This window comes from Mucilaginibacter sp. P2_D11 (assembly GCF_056404435.1).
Map to the genome: position 1 here is coordinate 183,072 of NZ_JBFUEA010000009.1, position 17,701 is coordinate 200,772.

General features: G+C 46.8%; 15 protein-coding genes. 10 read left to right on the forward strand and 5 right to left on the reverse strand.

What is annotated here, in order from left to right; translation table 11 throughout:
* The first annotated feature begins 168 nt into the window (after positions 1–168).
* A complete protein-coding gene (locus AC1DXC_RS16010; protein WP_477460166.1) occupies positions 169–657 on the forward strand; it encodes a VOC family protein in 489 nt (162 codons plus the stop codon).
* On the opposite strand, the gene AC1DXC_RS16015 is transcribed toward AC1DXC_RS16010, so the two are convergent.
* Positions 658–1,566, reverse strand: a complete 909-nt coding sequence (locus tag AC1DXC_RS16015; RefSeq protein WP_477460167.1) for a serine hydrolase — start codon at positions 1,564–1,566, stop codon at positions 658–660. It lies immediately after the preceding gene.
* A gap of 245 nt (positions 1,567–1,811) precedes the next feature.
* Here AC1DXC_RS16015 and AC1DXC_RS16020 point away from each other — a divergent pair, with 245 nt between their 5' ends.
* The 4 genes from AC1DXC_RS16020 to AC1DXC_RS16035 all read left to right on the forward strand — a co-directional run bounded on the left by AC1DXC_RS16020 (position 1,812) and on the right by AC1DXC_RS16035 (position 6,265).
* The gene (locus AC1DXC_RS16020; RefSeq protein ID WP_477460168.1) at positions 1,812–2,228 is read left to right on the forward strand and encodes a hypothetical protein; all 417 of its coding nucleotides are present in this window, start codon (positions 1,812–1,814) and stop codon (positions 2,226–2,228) included.
* 82 nt (positions 2,229–2,310) lie between these two features.
* Positions 2,311–3,360 (forward strand): tetraacyldisaccharide 4'-kinase, encoded by a 1,050-nt coding sequence (lpxK, locus tag AC1DXC_RS16025; RefSeq protein WP_477460169.1) that lies wholly within the window; start codon positions 2,311–2,313, stop codon positions 3,358–3,360.
* Positions 3,338–4,153, forward strand: a complete 816-nt coding sequence (locus AC1DXC_RS16030) for a purine-nucleoside phosphorylase (RefSeq protein WP_477460170.1) — start codon at positions 3,338–3,340, stop codon at positions 4,151–4,153. Before lpxK ends, AC1DXC_RS16030 begins: the two co-directional genes overlap by 23 nt.
* Positions 4,154–6,265 (forward strand): putative porin, encoded by a 2,112-nt coding sequence (locus AC1DXC_RS16035; RefSeq protein ID WP_477460171.1) that lies wholly within the window; start codon positions 4,154–4,156, stop codon positions 6,263–6,265.
* A gap of 178 nt (positions 6,266–6,443) precedes the next feature.
* On the opposite strand, the gene AC1DXC_RS16040 is transcribed toward AC1DXC_RS16035, so the two are convergent.
* Positions 6,444–7,625 (reverse strand): asparagine synthetase B, encoded by a 1,182-nt coding sequence (locus AC1DXC_RS16040; RefSeq protein WP_477460236.1) that lies wholly within the window; start codon positions 7,623–7,625, stop codon positions 6,444–6,446.
* Positions 7,626–7,812: 187 nt separating this feature from the next.
* Here AC1DXC_RS16040 and AC1DXC_RS16045 point away from each other — a divergent pair, with 187 nt between their 5' ends.
* Positions 7,813–8,235 (forward strand): hypothetical protein, encoded by a 423-nt coding sequence (locus AC1DXC_RS16045; protein ID WP_477460172.1) that lies wholly within the window; start codon positions 7,813–7,815, stop codon positions 8,233–8,235.
* Between the two features lie 157 nt (positions 8,236–8,392).
* Here the strand turns inward: AC1DXC_RS16045 and odhB are convergent, their stop codons facing one another.
* Both odhB and AC1DXC_RS16055 read right to left on the reverse strand, forming a co-directional pair.
* A complete protein-coding gene (odhB, locus tag AC1DXC_RS16050) occupies positions 8,393–9,988 on the reverse strand; it encodes a 2-oxoglutarate dehydrogenase complex dihydrolipoyllysine-residue succinyltransferase (protein ID WP_477460173.1) in 1,596 nt (531 codons plus the stop codon).
* A gap of 125 nt (positions 9,989–10,113) precedes the next feature.
* Positions 10,114–12,927 (reverse strand): 2-oxoglutarate dehydrogenase E1 component, encoded by a 2,814-nt coding sequence (locus AC1DXC_RS16055; protein WP_477460174.1) that lies wholly within the window; start codon positions 12,925–12,927, stop codon positions 10,114–10,116.
* 259 nt (positions 12,928–13,186) lie between these two features.
* Here AC1DXC_RS16055 and AC1DXC_RS16060 point away from each other — a divergent pair, with 259 nt between their 5' ends.
* From AC1DXC_RS16060 to AC1DXC_RS16070, 3 genes are all read left to right on the forward strand, one after another.
* Positions 13,187–13,483: a hypothetical protein gene (locus AC1DXC_RS16060; RefSeq protein WP_477460175.1), complete on the forward strand. Its 297-nt coding sequence runs from the start codon at positions 13,187–13,189 to the stop codon at positions 13,481–13,483.
* Positions 13,484–13,678: 195 nt separating this feature from the next.
* Entirely contained in the window at positions 13,679–14,227 is a 549-nt protein-coding gene (locus AC1DXC_RS16065) for a DoxX family membrane protein (protein WP_477460176.1), read from the forward strand.
* Between the two features lie 85 nt (positions 14,228–14,312).
* Complete coding sequence (locus tag AC1DXC_RS16070; protein ID WP_477460177.1) at positions 14,313–15,176, forward strand: DUF3667 domain-containing protein; 864 nt, start codon at positions 14,313–14,315, stop codon at positions 15,174–15,176.
* A gap of 144 nt (positions 15,177–15,320) precedes the next feature.
* Here AC1DXC_RS16070 and AC1DXC_RS16075 read toward each other — a convergent pair whose 3' ends face one another.
* A complete protein-coding gene (locus AC1DXC_RS16075) occupies positions 15,321–16,607 on the reverse strand; it encodes a DASH family cryptochrome (protein WP_477460178.1) in 1,287 nt (428 codons plus the stop codon).
* Positions 16,608–17,004: 397 nt separating this feature from the next.
* Between AC1DXC_RS16075 and AC1DXC_RS16080 the strand changes: the two genes are divergently transcribed.
* Positions 17,005–17,655 (forward strand): TetR family transcriptional regulator C-terminal domain-containing protein, encoded by a 651-nt coding sequence (locus AC1DXC_RS16080; RefSeq protein WP_477460179.1) that lies wholly within the window; start codon positions 17,005–17,007, stop codon positions 17,653–17,655.
* Positions 17,656–17,701: the final 46 nt, after the last annotated feature.

Here is a 17,701-nt window from a genome sequence, read left to right on the forward strand (position 1 = left end):
CGAATTATACCTACACGTTAACATTCTTTAACTATAATTAAACAACATTAACAATAAAGTTACACCAACGCTATTTTATAGATAAGTGTTTAAACACGCAATTTTACTTACCCACAACAAAAGTAGCCTTGCAACCTTGTAACTTTACAACATTACAACGCAGAAAACATGAGCGATTATAAGATACCCGCACAAACCCGCATCGGGCATGTGCATTTAAAGGTGAGCGATATACAAAAGTCGTTAGCCTTTTACGGCGGCTTACTGGGTTTTGAAGTACAGATGATGTACGGCGACCAGGCGGCTTTTATCTCAGCCGGTGGCTATCACCACCACATTGGGTTAAATACCTGGCACAGTAAAGGCGCTTCGCCCGCGCCGGAGTATGCGCCGGGCTTATACCACACGGCAATTTTATATCCGGAAAGGAAGGATTTGGCCGCCATACTGCAACGCCTAATAGACGCTAAGTACCCCATCACCGGCGCATCAGACCATGGCGTATCTGAGGCGATTTACCTCGACGACCCCGACGGTAATGGTGTGGAGCTTTACCGGGACCGCCCGAAAGAGCAATGGCCCGTAAACGATGCCGGTGAAATGACGATGTACACCCGAAGCCTCGACATACCAGGCCTACTTGCCGAACTGAAATAACTACTCGTTCAGCATGTATTTTTCTATGCCCGGGGCGGGCTGCCACTTGTCCTTGGGTTCGTAGTAATGCCATAACAAGGCCGATACCTTGCGGATGAGCACGTAGGCCTCGTTGTTTGGCGTCCAGCTTTGATCTTTATTGTTTTTGGTGATGATGGAGAAAACGTAGTCGCCATGCGGGGCATGCACCAGCACCGTTTCTGAGCGGCTTTCGTCTACCGCGCCTTGTTTAGATAGGCATTGCACATACGGCGGTATCTGCGAGAGAGCGGTATTGTCCCAATAGATGCGATTAAGCGTACGGCTCATGCGCTCGCTGGCGGCAGGGCTCACCACCTGTCCGTTGCGTATCATGGTAAACAGTTTGCACATTTCATAAGGCGTGGTTACGCCCCAGCCATATATTTTACGCATGGCTTCACGACCGGGCGTGCGCGAGTTCACGCGCATGCTTTTGAAGCCATTACTATCCAGCCAATTGTTGATATGGGTACCCGTAACCAATTTTTGCAGCCAAAGGCTGGCGGTGTTATCACTCATGGTAATCATCAGCATGGCCACTTTGCTCAACATAATAGTGTCCTTATCCTTAAATGAACCCAGGATATCCTCGCCCGCATACAATAGCGAATCGCGGTAGGCTAATTTTTGATTGTACTTCAGTTCGCCTTTCTCCAGTTTATCCATCAGCCCGCTCAGGATGCTCACTTTAATCATGCTCGCGGTGGGGAACAGTGTATCCTGGTTAATGGCGGCGGTTTTGCCCGTTTTAAGGTTCTGCACATAGATACCTACCCGCCCGTTAAAACCCTGCGCAGCAGTTTGCAATAGCGCGGTTAGCTTTTTATCGGTTTGGGCGAAGGTGGTGGCGGTTAGGAATAGGAAGGCGGCGAAGAGAAGGTGTTTCATGATTTAGATTTGACGTGAAAAGAGAAACTAATTTAAATATTTTCTCTAAATTAGAGCATAAAGGTTACCGTGGACATTTCATTCGAAGAATTACTGAGAGTTGTGAAAAGCTTACCAGACGAGCAATTAGCACAAGTGAAAAAGGTATTAGATGAAATGATTGACGAGCAGAATAAAACCGATACCGAAAATATTTGATCCAAAGGACGGATTGTAGCAGTAATTGATATGAAAAATATAGACTTATGTTAATTCAGTTATCGCGCGAAGCGCAGTTTAGTTTTGACGGGCCAAACCTTTGCTTTTTAGGCACCCCCGAAGATTTTAAATTGCTCGCGATGGCGACGATTGATTTGACAGATCACACAGCAGACCGCTATATTATCATATCCGATCTGCCTTTTGTGAGATTTGAAGGTGCAAAAACCAACGTAATCTTTAATTCGAAAAAGGGCGAGAATAGAATGGCTTTTTTTGATGGCGGAGATGTGGTTTTCAGTTTAGATGCCAAATATTGGGACAGGTTGTTCCGGTTCTTTGTTTTGATGTCCTGGGAAATGCGAACCCATTATTTAAATTTTAATGAAAGGGAACTTGATGATTTACATTTAAGCCAGGAAATTAACTTTATCTGCGCTTCAGAATACCCGCAGCTTTCCTAACGATATGATATTTGGCAACTTGTTTAATTTGTCAAATCTGCCGCAATAGCCCTCCTCCCAATTCCCTATCTTTGCCCTCTCTATGAAATACCTGCGCTGGCTTTTGCTTCCGTTTTCGTTGATTTATGGCCTGGTTGTGTTGTTGCGCAACTGGTTTTACGATGCGGGGTTATTTAAAAGCCGCGAGTTTAATATGCCCGTAATATCCGTAGGCAACCTGGATGTTGGCGGCGCGGGCAAAAGCCCTATGACGGAGTACCTCATCCGCCTGCTCAAAAACGATAATAAACTGGCTACCCTCAGCCGAGGGTACGGAAGAAAAACTAAGGGATTCATGACTGCCACTGCAACCACCACCGCCACGGAAATTGGCGACGAACCGGCACAGTTCAGCCATAAATTCCCGGAGGTTACGGTTGCCGTTTGCGAAGACAGGGTGGCTGGTATAGAACAATTAAGGGCTGCACATAATCTGGTTATTCTGGACGATGCCTATCAGCACCGTGCAGTAAAGGCGGGCCTTAGCGTACTGCTGTTCGATTATAATAAGCTTTTCGATGCCCGTTTCGTACTACCCGCCGGTAACCTGCGCGAGCCATTCAGCGGCAAATGGCGGGCGGATATCATGGTGATAACCAAGTGCCCCCCTGCCCTAACCGAAGCAGAAATGACCCGATGTTATTACCACATAAACCCGCAAAGCTGGCAGCCCTTGTTCTTTAGCGCCATCGACTACCTGCCTCTGCAGGATATGCACCAGCGGCTACCGGGCTATAAGATAGAGGCCGATACCACCGTATTCCTGCTTACCGGCATTGCCAACCCTACGCCACTGCTCATGCACTTAAAAACGGCAACGCAGCACATCATCCACCACAATTATCCCGACCATCACCCCTTTACCTTAAAAAATATCGCTAAACTTGCTGCTGAGTTTGCTGCTTGCAAGGCACAAAAAAAAGTAATTATCACAACAGAAAAGGATGCGCAGCGTTTAGGGGTACATGAGTTGCACCCCGAGGTTTCGCGCCTGTTCATTTTGGTGATACCGATAGGCATTAGTTTTCTGGGCAATGGGCAGTACAACTTCGATAAGTTAATAACAGATTATGTTAGAAAGTATTCAGAATAGCACCAATTATATCAAAAAACGCATCGGCGATTTCGTGCCCGAATGCGGCATAATCCTTGGCACCGGCCTTGGCGCATTAGTGAACGAGATAGAGGTAGAAAAACAGCTGATGTACAGCAACATACCCGATTTCCCGATGTCGACCTTGGAGTTCCATTCGGGCAAGCTGATATTCGGTACGCTGGCCGGAAAAAAGGTGGTCGCCATGCAGGGCCGCCTGCACTATTACGAGGGCTACACCATGCAGCAGATAACCCTGCCGGTAAGGGTAATGAAACTATTGGGCATTAAAACACTCTTCGTATCAAACGCCAGCGGTTCGCTAAACCCGGCCTTTAAAAAAGGCGACCTGATGGTGATTGAGGACCACATAAACCTGCAGCCCATGAACCCGCTCATTGGCCGTAACGATTCGGAGATGGGCCCGCGTTTCCCGGATATGAGCGAGCCCTACAAGCATGATTTGATAGATAAAGCCTTAAAAATTGCGGAGGCCAACAATATCACCTGCCATAAAGGTGTTTACGTGGCTGTAACCGGCCCCAACCTGGAAACCCGCGCCGAATACAAATACCTGCGTATTATAGGCGGCGACGCCGTGGGCATGAGCACCGTGCCTGAGGTAATAGTAGCTAACCATATGGGCCTGCCGGTTTTTGCCATATCAGTGCTAACAGATGAGGGTTTCCCCGAAGAACTAAAGCCGGTATCGTTGGACGAAATATTGGCCACCGCGCGCGAAGCAGAACCAAAAATGACGCATATCCTTAAAGAACTAATTGCAGGGCTGTAAATGGCAGTTAAGCTAAGATATATACTGCTGGTATTGATTTGCGCTTCGGTACAGGCGGCATTGGGGCAGGTGCGCACCACCTACCCAGGGCAGCAAACCGAACCGGTTTACAGCCGCGATACCACCCGCACCCGAAGCGGCCGTCCCGGCGATTCGCAAAACATCGATTCTATCCGCAAGCGCGAAGCCAACCGGAAGGATTCGGTAGTGTTTACATCCAAATTCATCAAAGTAACCAGCGAGCGTTTGCTGGCCGATAGCACACAACTGTTCCCGCTTGATACGGGGTTGGTGAATTTCGAGAATTATAGTCCGCTTAACCAGCCGCACAACCCCAAGATACACCTTGGCTACCTGGGTACCCCGCAGCGCGATTTGCTGTTCAACCCACGCAAAACCATCGGGTTCGATGATGGTATGCACATGCTTGATGCCTACCTGGTAAACCCGCAGGATATGAATTATTTCAACGCGCGGGTGCCTTACACGTTGCTCTCCTTATCTAATACCCTGGGAAGCACCAAAGAGCAATATTTTAAAACGCTGCATACCCAAAACGTAAAACCCAACTGGAACGTAGGCTTCATCATGAATTTCAACGGGTCGCGCGGATACTACAGCAGCAACAACGTATTGAGACAAAACGTGGCCGGACTAAACGCGGGTGTGTTCACTTGGTACCATTCGCTAAACCAACGGTACAACCTGCTGGGCAACCTACTTTTCAACAACCTTAAAACGCCCGAGACGGGTTCGCTACAAAACGAGGACATCTTCGCCACACCATCATTCAGCAAAGTTACCGAGCCTGTAAAACTGCCCAGCAGTTACAGCAGCTGGAAAAACACAGGGCTTTATATAAAGCAGTTCTACTATATAGGGCATATAGACAGCCTTAAAAGGGATACCCTTAAAAAGGGTACCGGCAGTACCAATGTATTGCCCACCCAGCGCGTAGCTTATACCTTTTACTATAACACCCGCCGGTACGAGTATCTGCAAAACGACCTGGATACTTACGGCGTGTTCCCCGATTATTACTTTAGTGCGGGCCGCTCGCGCGACTCGCTGAGCCTTACGCACCTGCAGAACGATTTTTCGTACAGTTTTTACCTGCGCGGCAAATCGGTGAAAATGATCAAAAACGAACTAAAACTGGATGTTGGCCTGGCGCAGGACTATTACAAATACAATCAGTACGTAAGCGATACCACCATCAACGAATTTGGGCGCAAGGTGATGAAACAGGTAAGGATGCAGAACTCCAGCTTCCAGAATATTACGCTGAAGGCACGCCTCGGTTACCGCTTTAGCGACAGGATAAACCTGGACGGCGATATACGCCAGATAATACAGGGCCGAAACTTCGGCGATTTGCTATACGATACTAAACTTACCCTTGCGGGGGGCAAAAAAGCCGGAAAGATTATTTTAGGAGCTTACATCCAAAGCAGTTCGCCGGGGCTGGCTTATTCTGATTGGGTAAGCAATCATTACATCTTTCATACCGATTTCAATAACCAGAAGATAACCAACCTATCGTTCAATTACATCAACGATTTATTGAAGCTGGAACTGAAGGCCGAGTACTTCCTGATAAACGATTACCTGTACTTTGCCGCATCTAAGGGCGGGGTTGATGCTGCGCCGCAGCAATACGGCACCGCTATCAATATGATAAAGCTCAGCGTAAGCAAAAACCTCACCTGGCACAAATTCCATTTCGACAATTACGTGGTTTACCAAAAATCGGATAACCTTACACTACTGCGCACGCCCGAGGTGTACGTGTACAGCAGCCTGTACCATAACTCCACCTTGTTTGATGTGCTGAAATCTGAATATGGTTTAAGCGTACGTTACAATACCGCATACACCGCGCCTTCGTATGCCGTTGGCCTCGGCCAGTTTTATAACGGGGCAAATGTAACCTTTACCTCCTACCCTGTTGCCAGCGTGTTTTTTAAAGCTACGCTGCAACGTACCAACATATTCATCCAGTACGACTATGCCAACCAGGGCCTCTTTAGCAAAGGATACTACACCGTAAACCGTTATCCCCAGCAAGATGCAGTGTTAAAGTTTGGGGTAGCCTGGACGTTTTATAATTGAGTTTACAGTAGGCAGTTTGCGGTGGGCAGTTTGAAAAGCGAAAATTATCCTGGCAGACAAGAAACCACTGCAATGTGTATGTTAACAGTCAACTGAAAACTTTACCTGCTATTCGCCTCCTGAAAACTGAGAACTAAATTCCACTGCAAACTGCCCACCGAAAACTGCAAACTGACCCCTACGTTTTCTGTTTCTTCTTATTAGCCGCCGGGAACAACACGTTGTTGAGTATCAACCTGTATCCTGGCGAGTTGGGGTGCAGTTTTAAGTCGGTGGGCGGGTCGCCAACGGCGTGTTGGTAGTCTTCGGGGTCGTGGCCGCCGTAGAAGGTCCACTGGCCTTTGCCAAATTCACCGTGGATGTAGCGGGCCTCGTTGGCCGTCTTCATTTCGCCCATAATGGTAACGCCTGGTTTCAGGCGGCTTATATTGTAAGCCGTGGTGAGGCCCATAAAGCCTTTTATTACTTTATCATGGTTTTGGGTGAGCATGCTGGGCACCACATCCCACTTGGCCGAAAAATCGAACAGGGTGAAGAAATCGCGTGCGCGGTCTACCTGCCTCGTCGGTGTAACATCAATATTGCTAAACTGGTGCGATTCGGGGTTCATATCCAGCTGGAATCCCTGGAAAGCGAAGGTCTGGCTGTAATCGAGCTTGCTTTGCGCTGCGGGGTCTATAGCATCGCCATCGAACATCGCCCCGCAGATATCGGTATTGGAGGCCGCCAGGGCAATATCGAAGGTATCGGTACCGCTGCACATGGCAAACAAAAAACCCCCGCCCGCGCAAAAATCGCGAATATGCTGCGCCACCGCCAGCTTCATTTGCGATACCTTTTGGAAACCAAGCTTCCTGGCCATGGCGTTCTGTGCCTTTACATCATCATTATACCATTGCGCGTACCGATAAGCTGCATAAAACTTGCTGAACTGCCCGGTAAAATCCTCGTGGTGCAGGTGCAGCCAATCGTACTTGGGCAGGTCGCCTTTTATTACTTCTTCATCATACAAAACATCGTAGGGGATCTCGGCATATTTTAAAACCAGGGTAACGGCATCATCCCAGGGCAGCTTGCTTTTTGGCGAATAAACGGCCATTTTGGGTGCTTTCTGCAGTTTCACCAAATCCATGTTTACAGATGGGTCGCTCACTTCGTTGATGATCTGCGTAGCCGCAGCATCGGCAATTACCTGGTAGCTTACACCACGTATCTTGCATTCATCTTCGATGCGTTTATCGTACTTCATCATAAAGCTGCCGCCGCGGTAGTTCAGTAGCCAATCAACCTCCTGCTGTTCCTTCAAAACCCAAAAGGCGATGCCGTAGGATTTCAGGTGGTCTTTCTGTTCCTCGTCCATGGGGATGAGGATGGATGCGGCCCGGGTGAGGATGGGTAAAAGGAGGAAGGTGAAAGCTAAAAGGTATCTATATATTGATTTCGTCACTTTTTGTTTGCTTGATGGTTGTATCCAAATGTAACGATTAAACCATAAATGTATTACAGGCGTATGGAATTGCATACCTTGGGCTTATCAACACGCTAAAATGCAATTGCCTAAGTATCTTTTAAAACTACTGCCCATAACCACAATCCTTTTGGGTTCAGTGGGCGTCACCAGTGCCCAGCAAAAAGGAGACCCTCCAACGGTGAAAGAAGCTTTCCAGATAACCAGATCCGACCTTATAGGCCGAATAGTTTCATCTGATAGCTTAATGATGTTTAAGGAAGAGCAGAAAATAAATGGGCTCCCAAATTATTTTGGTGTAGATAACTATAAATCAACTGTTCAACTAATTGGTAATGACAAGGAGCTTCAATCCGCAAGGTTTACTTTCGTCTTTACTACAGATAAAGGTGTAAACAGGCTTCAATATATGCGGATGTCCTATTTCGTTTTCAGTATTGCAGGACAAAATGGATTGGATGGTTTTATGGGCCTTCGGGAAAAATCACCAACAAACCCCTAGAAGCCATAACTGAACACAAGGAACTTGACTTTTTAATTGCCGATTTTGCTTACAACCCAAAAGACAAGACTATGTCCATAGTTTTTACTAATTATAAGTAGTTATAAACAAAAAAGCCCGGCTTGCGCCAGGCTTTTCAATATTATATTCGACGCAATTACACCCCCAACAGCAACCTCGTAGGATCTTCCAGCAATTGTTTTACACGTACCAGGAAGCTTACCGATTCACGGCCATCGATGATGCGGTGATCGTAAGATAACGCCAGGTACATCATAGGGCGGATAACCACCTGGCCGTTTACGGCAACAGGGCGCTCGATGATGTTGTGCATACCCAAAATGGCCGATTGTGGCGAGTTGATAATTGGGGTAGACATCATGGAACCAAACACGCCACCATTAGTGATGGTGAAGGTACCGCCGGTCATCTCGTCTATAGTTAGTTTGCTTTCGCGGGCTTTGCCTGCTAAAACAACGATCGCTTTTTCAATTTCGGCAAGGCTAAGGCTCTCGGCATTGCGGATAACCGGTACCACCAATCCTTTGGGTGCAGATACGGCAATAGAGATATCAGCAAAGTTGCTGTAAACAATTTCTTCGCCATCTATGCGTGCATTTACGGCAGGCCATTCTTTCAAAGCCTCGGTAACCGCCTTGGTAAAGAACGACATAAAGCCCAGGCCAACGCCATGCTTCTCTTTGAATTTATCTTTGTACTTGCCACGCAGCTCCATTATCGGGGCCATATCCACTTCGTTAAAAGTGGTAAGCATGGCTGTTTCGTTCTTCACGGCAACCAAACGCCTCGCTACGGTTTTGCGTAACGACGACATCTTTTCGCGGCGATCCGAACGCGGACCTACCGGCCCGGAAGGTGCAGCGGCGGGCGCTGCAGCAGGTTTTGCAGCCGGTGAGGGTGCAGCAGCGGCAGGTTTTTGTGCCGATAATGCATCACCTTTAGTAATACGGCCATCAACGCCAGTACCGTTTACAGATGCCGTATCAACGCCTTTTTCGGCTAATATTTTTGCAGCAGCAGGCGATGGCGTGCCCGATGCATAAGTTGTTCCTTTTGATGGGGCAGTTTGCGGCGATTCGTTAACCGCATCGGCAACGGCAGGGGTTACGGCAACTTTGCCGCCGGCAGATGCACCGCCACCTTCAATAACACAAACCACGGCGCCAATGGCCAGGGTATCGCCTTCTTTGGCTATGGTTTTCAGTAGGCCTGCTTTCTCGGCAGTGAGTTCGAAGGTTGCTTTATCTGATTCCAGTTCGGCAATGGCTTCGTCCATTTCTACTATATCGCCATCCTTCTTCATCCAGCGCGAAAGGGTTACTTCGGTAATAGACTCCCCTACTGTTGGCACTTTAATTTCTAACGAAGTTGCAACTGCTCCTCCGGCAGGGGCAGGCGCGTTTGCAGGTACCTCCGGGCTAACCGCTTTTGCAGGCTCCTCTTTTACAGCAACAGGTGCGGTAGGTGCCTTATCGGCAGCAGGTGCAGCAGCGCCGGCGCCCTCTTCTATGGTAGCAACCACAGCACCAATAGCCAATACATCGCCTTCGGCGGCTTTGGTGCTTAAAGTCCCGGCTTTTTCTGCGGTAAGCTCAAAGGTTGCCTTGTCTGATTCCAGCTCGGCTATTACTTCGTCCATTTCCACATGGTCGCCGTCTTTTTTCTTCCAGGCAGATAATGTTACTTCGGTTATGGATTCGCCTACCGGCGGAACTTTTATTTCTAAACTCATGGTATAGTTTTGTAGGTTTCTTTTTTGTTGAAGGTGGGAGAGTTGAAGGTTTGAAAGTTGAAAAGTTGGAAGGTTAAGCTTTAGAACTTTTCAACCTTACAACCTTTCAACATTTAACTATCCCCTCAATCCGCTCCCGCGTTTGCCATTTTTTCGGTTGTTTTTTTGATAGCAGCCTTTACCGTTTTGCCCACAGGGGTATCAAAGGCTTTGGCAACAATATGCGCCTGTTGCGCGGCGTGCTGCTTGGCAAAGCCGGTAGCGGTGCTGCTGCCCTCTAAGCGCGATATAACCTGCAGGTTAAAGTGCCTATCGTTATGGAACTTGCGGCAGATGTATGGCCATGCGCCCATATTCTCCGGCTCTTCCTGCACCCAAATGAATTCGGTTGCTTTTTCGTATTTAGCTTTTATCTTGATGATTTGCTGTATAGGCGTTGGGTACAATTGCTCTACGCGTACGATGGCTACATCCTTGCGTTTATCAACCTGTTGTTTCTCAAGCAGGTCATAATAAACTTTACCAGTGCAAAGCAGCACGCGTTTTACCTTTTTAACATCAGCATAGCTGTCATCAATCAGCTCCTGGAATTTGCCGCTGGTAAAATCTGCTATCGGCGATACGCACTTAGGGCTTCTCAATAAACTCTTCGGCGTAAAGATGATGAGTGGCTTACGGAAATCGCGGTGTATCTGCCTCCTTAATATATGGAAGAAGTTTGCCGGCGTGGTGCAATTGGCAACCTGTATGTTATCATCGGCACAAAGCTCTAAAAAGCGCTCTACACGTGCAGAAGAGTGCTCGGGCCCCTGGCCTTCGTAACCATGCGGAAGCAGCATTACCAAACCGTTGCCGCGCTGCCATTTAGTTTCGGCACTGGCAATGTACTGGTCAACGATGATTTGCGCGCCGTTGAAGAAATCGCCGAATTGCGCTTCCCATATCGTTAATGCATTAGGGTTTGCCATGGCGTAACCATATTCAAAACCTAAAACACCATATTCTGATAACAGTGAATTGAAAATGCTTAGCCTCGTTTCGGGATTAATGGTTTCCAGTGGGGTGTACTCGTTCTCGCTATCTGCCAATGTTAATACCGCGTGGCGATGCGAGAAAGTACCGCGTTTAACGTCCTCACCGCTCAACCTCACAGGGATGCCTTCTTTTAACAAGGTTCCGTAAGCAAGTAACTCGCCCATGGCCCAATCGAATACGCCGGTTTTGTTTACCATGGCGTTGCGGTCCTCGAACAGCTTCTCAATTTTTTTGAAGAACTGCTTATCAGTTGGCAGCGTTGTTAATTTATTGCCTATGGCTATGATATCTTCTTGTGGTACGGCGGTATCTATGGCCGATATCAGTTCTTTGTGGTTGGCCAGGTGCAATCCGCTCCAGGCGCCTTCAAACATGGCGATGGTATCGGTAAACCTATCTTCCGCTTTCGATTCATCCAGCATACCCTGCAATTCGGCACGGAAATCTTTCTCTAAAGTTTTCACGAAGGCTTCGTCTATCGAACCCTCTGTAATTAGCTTCTTGCTGTATATCTGCAATGGATTTGGATGCGCCTCGATAGCTTTGTATAATACCGGCTGCGTAAATTTCGGCTCATCTGCCTCGTTATGGCCGTAGCGGCGGTAACACAAAATATCAATAAACACATCCTCGTTGAACACCTGCCTGTATTCCATGGCCAGGTTCACTACATAGGCCAAGGCTTCTACGTCGTCGCCGTTTACGTGGAAAACCGGTGATAATACCGTTTTAGCGACGTCGGTACAATAAGTACTCGAGCGTGCATCTTTATAATTGGTGGTAAAACCAATTTGGTTGTTGATTACCAGGTGGATGGTTCCGCCGGTGCGATACCCATCAAGCTTCTCCATCTGCAACACCTCGTAAACGATACCCTGGCCTGCTACAGAAGCATCGCCGTGGATCAGTATCGGGGCTATTTTAGAATGGTCGCCGTTGTATTTAAAATCTATTTTAGAGCGGGTGATACCCTCAACAACCGGGTCTACCGCTTCTAAGTGCGATGGGTTGGGGCAAAGGCTCAAGTGAACGTTCTTGCCTGTTTTGGTCTTGATATCGGTAGAGAAGCCCAGGTGGTACTTTACGTCGCCACCGAAAGGAGATTCCGAATCGTAGTTTTTGCCTTCGAACTCAGAGAACACCTCTTTGTAGGTCTTCTCCATAATGTTGGTGAGCACATTTAAACGGCCGCGATGCGCCATGCCGATGATGAACTCCTGGATGCCCAGCTCCGAACCTTGCTTAATAACCGAATCCAGCGCAGGTATCAGCGCTTCGGCACCCTCTAAAGAGAAACGTTTCTGGCCGAGGAATTTGGTGCCCAAAAAGTTTTCGAAAACAACGGCTTCGTTTAATTTCGAAAGCATCATTTTCTTTTCATCAACACTGAATTTTGGCGTGTTGCGTTTGGTCTCCATCCTCTCTTCGAACCATTTTATTTTGATAGGATTGCGGATGTAGCGGTATTCGGCACCTATGGCGCGGCAGTAAGTATCTTCTAAAAGCTGGCGTATATCGCGCAGTTTGGCAGGGCCGAGATTAACTTCCACGCCCGCGTTGAACACGGTATCCAAATCCTTCTCGCTCAGGCCGAAAGTTTCCAGTTCTTTGCCCGGGAAATACTGGCGGCGCTCGCGCACGGGGTTGGTTTTGGTGAACAGGTGGCCGCGCGTGCGGTAGCCATCAATCATGTTCATCACGTTGATTTCTTTCAGCAGATTTTCGGGCAGTACACCTGCCGTAGGGGCCGCAGCCTTCGAAGGCTGCGATTCTTTACCGAAATCGAAGCCTTCGAAAAACTTCTGCCATCCGTAATCTACCGATTCCGGATCTTGTTTGTATGCTTCGTATAATGAGTCGATGTAAGCTGCGTTTCCGCTATCAATATAATTTAGGCTATCCATGAGAAACCATTCTTGTAAAACGGTACAAAATTAAGCATAATAGTACAATTAGCCCCAAATTATATGTTATAACTTTCGAGGTTATTTCATGCTAACGTTGTAAATTATCTTTAAATGCAATATGGCGCTGTTTATAAAGAAAACCTGGCTGCAATCCACTCGTACTTAGAAAGGATTAAGATATCCGGATCTATGAAAACCTAATGAAGAATGGTTACATTCTGCTCTTTAAAATAATGGGACATTAACTGCTTTTACTATGATCATTGTAAGTAACCGGGAGTTGGGCGAGCTTTACGAAAAAGCTACTGAGTCGTATCACCGATGCGTTAATAACCCGGAAAATACATTTTTACAGGATGAGATCTCTATACCCATTGATGAGATCCAATTGAAAAGAACTAAAGTAAAAGCCGTTTTTACTGAAAACACCCCCGAGGTTTATTCCTGGGAAGTAGAAATAGTTTTGTGGGATGAAAATGCCATGATAGGGAGGTACACCTACATAGAAGACGATATGGGAAACGAAATAGACAATGGTTTGGTGTTTTATTGACTGTATGTATCGGGCTTTCCGCGCTGATGCTCATAGGTAGCGCGCGCCCTACTCTATGCCACATCCAAACAAAATTAATTTAGCACCAATGCCTAAGATATTGCTAAAGTTTAGCCCTGTTTATTATATTTAACATTAATAAATTTCCCGGCTGTATAAACGGATTAAAAAAGTTCATACCATTTGCCTATAAATATGGAAAACTTAGTTTCGAGATTAAAGCAAAACCTGTTGTTGCAACTTTTTACAATTGGCCTGCGCTACCTGCTCGGATCTGCTTTTGTTTACGCAAGCATCTTTAAAATTGAAGGAATAAGGTTTATGCCTAAACCAGGCAATGATGCGCCGTTAAGCTCGCTGTCACACTTTTTTGAAGCAATGTATCAGGCAGGTATTTACTGGCATTTTATTGGCTGGGGGCAATTGATTGCAGGCCTCCTGCTCATGTCGCAGGCTTTCAGCACCTTAGGGGCAGCAGCATTTTTCCCTATTATGCTCAATATTTTCGTCATCACCATTTCGTTCAATACTCCCAACATCCTACTCATAACATCGTTAATGCTCATCTCCAATGTGTATTTGCTTTTATGGGATTGGAATAAGTTGAAATTCATCTTCCTATCCCGGCAACAGCAATACGTGGACGATAACGCGGCGTTTTCAAAACGTAAAGGTTGGACGTATTTTGGTCTGCTTTTGTTCATCGCTGTTGTTTCCCTGCGGTTATTTCAAATACATCATTGATATACCCTAATCAATAAGCCTTATTTTTCTACTTCTCTTTTCATAAAACGCCCCTATTTATTATATTTAACCAATAATAAATCCTATGAGGCACAAAGGTATTACAGAACACAAACCCCAGCCGGCCCTATGTGCATCGTGCGGGGGCCTTGTCGGTGATAAATTTTGCGGTGCCTGCGGTGAGAAAAAAGTGGATAGCCACGATTTTGCGCTGAAGCACTACCTGGAGGAATCGGTAGAGGGGATAACGCACTTCGATAATAAATTCTTCCGCACTGCTAAGCTGCTGCTCGCCAAACCAGGTGAACTGACGGCCGATTTCTCCAAAGGCAAAAGGATGGCCTATCTAAAACCCTTCCAACTGTTTGTTATCTGCAACGTTATTTTCTTTTTTTTGGCGGGGAGCCTTAATATATTTTCACTCCCACTTTATAGTTTTTACGCTTATGATCCATATGTTTCGTTCCACACCAAAGAAACGATCTTAAAGAAGGTGCATAACGATGCTGAATTTAAGGAGTTAGCCACTAATTTTAACAGCCACGTAGGTACCGAATCCAAGCTTTACATTGCCCTGTTTATCCCCGCCCTGGCGCTGGTTTTTGCCCTTATCTTTTTTAACACCAAAAGGTACTTTACTGAACACCTGGTATTTTCAACGCATTATTTTTCCTTCATCCTTATCTATTTTACGCTGTTTACACTGCTGGTGGTTAAGCCATTTTACTGGATAACCAATGTAGAATTCTCCAGCAAGTTTGATGTTACCACAACCGTAATTAATATGGTGGTTTTTGCCAGCTACTTTACTATTGCCGCCAAACGCTTTTATAAGACAGGTGTATACCAGGCCTTTTCGGGCGCATTAATAACTACAGTGATGTTTGCGGCAATATTAACCGGGTACCGGCTATTGATTTTCTATAAACTAATGTGGACGATGCACTAATCCCGATGCAACAACTTATGCAAATAACTCCGCACATACCCCACCCCCTCAAATAGTACGGCCAGGAGGCCGATAATGATGGTGAATTGTTCGAAGGAGTTCATATACAAATATATACGATTAGACCCGGTTTTTATTACTTTGTTACGCCGATACAGGTAACCAGGTGCTGATGAAATCGCTTTTGCTGTCGAGCTGGTTAGCCGGCTTTGCTGCATTGAAGTAGCGGTTGCTCCTGGTATCGTTGCCTACGCCTGCTACAAAGGCCCAGTTGCCCCAGTTGCTGGCGGGAGAGTAATCTAACAGTTTCTCTTCGAAGTAAAGCGCGCCGCGGGTCCAATCTACCTGCAGGTCTTTGGTAAGGTAGGTAGCCACGGCCTGGCGGCTATAGTTGCTGATGAAGCCCGTGGCGTTAAGCTCGTGCATGGCCGCATCTATATAAGGTACGCCGGTATCGCCTACTTTCCAATGCTCAAAAAGTTCGTCCTGATTTGTTGCAGCTTCGGGTGCCTCTCCGCTGAAGCCTTCGGCACGGAAGTATTTTTGCCCGTGCTTTTTAAACATGAAGCGAAAGTAGTCGCGCCATAGCAGTTCCAGCATCAGGGCATCGCCGTTTTGCAGGCTATTGCGGTGCTTTACCACTTCCCAATACACCTGCCTTGGCGATACGCAGCCCACAGCCAGCCAGGGCGAAAGGCAGGAAGATATCCCTCCGGCATTCTTGCCTGTTTTTTGCCCGCAATTTTGCTGGTTGGTAAAATATTGTTCCAGCCGGGCAAGAGCCTCGGTTTCGCCGCCCAGGAAGCGGTTGGTGGCGCGTGCATCATCTACAGGCTCAGGCACGCCCAAATCGGCAAGGGTTGGCAATTCGCCGGCATCGGTAATGGCAGGCGTAGTAATATTTTCAGGGTAAGCCGTGCATTGGCGCACGCTGCTATCGCGTTCTACCTTCTTTTTAAAGGCCACGAAACTGTCGGGGATATCTTTTATAGGGAAGGGCAAATCCTCCTTATGGTACATCGTATGGCCAATGAAATGCTTCAGGTTCAGCTTCATTTTCCACAGGGCGGCTTCTACGCGTTCGGAAGCGTCGGTTTCCTCGGGAGCAACTTCGCGGTGATGGTACACCTCGCTCACGTGATATTCCTCGGCCAGCTGGGTAAGCACCTGGGCCGGGTCGCCGATGCGGATGATAAGCTCGGCACCGAATTGTTGCAGATTATAGCGCAGATTGGCAACCGACTGCAACAGGAAACGCGCCCTGAAACTACCTGTTTTTAAAGTGCCTGATGAGCTGGTTTTGAAGTAGTAGGGGTCGAAGATATATACGGGCAATACGTTATCGGCTTTGCGCAGTGCATCTGATAATATTTCATTATCGTGTAAACGCAAATCGTTCCTAAACCAAACCAGAATAGTCCTTTCACTCATCGGGGAGAAAAATCTAAAGTTATTTAGATTGATTACAAAGATGCTAATTATTTATCAGAGGCTGAAAAGTTGATACGATATATGACAGGATGCTAACATTTGTTTAAACAAGCATTAGTTCAACTGTAAATCCAATAAAAATATCAAATTACTGATTAACAAATAATTACATTCCACAAAAGCAAATTTCTGTAAACCTTTTGTAAACCTTTTTTTCATTCTTTATAGGCCCCTTACATGGTTGGCGATTGCTGGTAGATGGTCAATTGCCGGCTTCAAACGTACGCAATAATTGATTGACTGCCCATCAGGAACGGTTGCTGCCGCCGTTAATTATAACACAAACATGATACTCGCTTGTATAATAAACGGTAACTTTATGCATTAAATAAGTATTATGGCAACTACCCAAAGCATCCAGAAAGCGTATATAGATTTTGTGCTCACCGAAGGAACGCAGCCCAAATCTGTGTACATATTCGCCAAGAAGAATAAAATGGCCGAGGAGGAATTTTACAAGCACTTCGGCTCGTTTGATGCCGTTGAGCAAAGCGTTTGGGCCGACCTGGTGAGCAAAACCCTTACCGAGATACGTGCGCAGGAGGTTTGGCCGCAATACTCGGCACGCGAAAAGGGATTATCCTTCTTCTACAGCTTTTTCGAATTGTTGAAGAGCAGCCGCAGCTTTGCCGTTTACAGCATCAAAAAACAGCGTGGCTTTGGCACGCCGAAAGTATTGGAACCTACAAAAGAGCTTTTCGAAAGCTTCGCCGAAGGCATACTGGCCGAAGGGATTGAAACTTCGGAACTATCCGACCGCAAGTTTTTCAGCAAACGCTACAAAGACGCGCTTTGGGTGCAGTTTGGCTTCGTGCTGAATTTTTGGATAAACGATGATTCTGCCGGTTTCGAGAAAACTGATGAGGCGATAGAAAAAGGCTTGAACGTAACATTCGACCTGTTCCAACGTTCGCCGATAGATAACCTGTTCGAATACGGCAAGTTTTTAGCTAAGAACGGCGGTTTGAAAGAGAAGATGGGCTTTTAAACAGCCCCTCCCAAACCCTCCCCGGAAAGGAGGGCTTAAAAAAACA

Coding starts and splice junctions, on each gene's coding strand:
- lpxK (WP_477460169.1), top strand. CDS start 2,311: ATGAAATACCTGCGCTGGCTTTTGCTTCCGTTTTCGTTGATTTATGGC.
- AC1DXC_RS16020 (WP_477460168.1), top strand. CDS start 1,812: ATGTTAATTCAGTTATCGCGCGAAGCGCAGTTTAGTTTTGACGGGCCA.
- AC1DXC_RS16030 (WP_477460170.1), top strand. CDS start 3,338: ATGTTAGAAAGTATTCAGAATAGCACCAATTATATCAAAAAACGCATC.
- AC1DXC_RS16070 (WP_477460177.1), top strand. CDS start 14,313: ATGAGGCACAAAGGTATTACAGAACACAAACCCCAGCCGGCCCTATGT.
- AC1DXC_RS16055 (WP_477460174.1), bottom strand. CDS start 12,927: ATGGATAGCCTAAATTATATTGATAGCGGAAACGCAGCTTACATCGAC.
- AC1DXC_RS16015 (WP_477460167.1), bottom strand. CDS start 1,566: ATGAAACACCTTCTCTTCGCCGCCTTCCTATTCCTAACCGCCACCACC.
- AC1DXC_RS16035 (WP_477460171.1), top strand. CDS start 4,154: ATGGCAGTTAAGCTAAGATATATACTGCTGGTATTGATTTGCGCTTCG.
- AC1DXC_RS16060 (WP_477460175.1), top strand. CDS start 13,187: ATGATCATTGTAAGTAACCGGGAGTTGGGCGAGCTTTACGAAAAAGCT.
- AC1DXC_RS16010 (WP_477460166.1), top strand. CDS start 169: ATGAGCGATTATAAGATACCCGCACAAACCCGCATCGGGCATGTGCAT.
- AC1DXC_RS16040 (WP_477460236.1), bottom strand. CDS start 7,625: ATGGACGAGGAACAGAAAGACCACCTGAAATCCTACGGCATCGCCTTT.
- AC1DXC_RS16080 (WP_477460179.1), top strand. CDS start 17,005: ATGGCAACTACCCAAAGCATCCAGAAAGCGTATATAGATTTTGTGCTC.
- AC1DXC_RS16075 (WP_477460178.1), bottom strand. CDS start 16,607: ATGAGTGAAAGGACTATTCTGGTTTGGTTTAGGAACGATTTGCGTTTA.
- AC1DXC_RS16065 (WP_477460176.1), top strand. CDS start 13,679: ATGGAAAACTTAGTTTCGAGATTAAAGCAAAACCTGTTGTTGCAACTT.
- odhB (WP_477460173.1), bottom strand. CDS start 9,988: ATGAGTTTAGAAATAAAAGTTCCGCCGGTAGGCGAATCCATAACCGAA.
- AC1DXC_RS16045 (WP_477460172.1), top strand. CDS start 7,813: ATGCAATTGCCTAAGTATCTTTTAAAACTACTGCCCATAACCACAATC.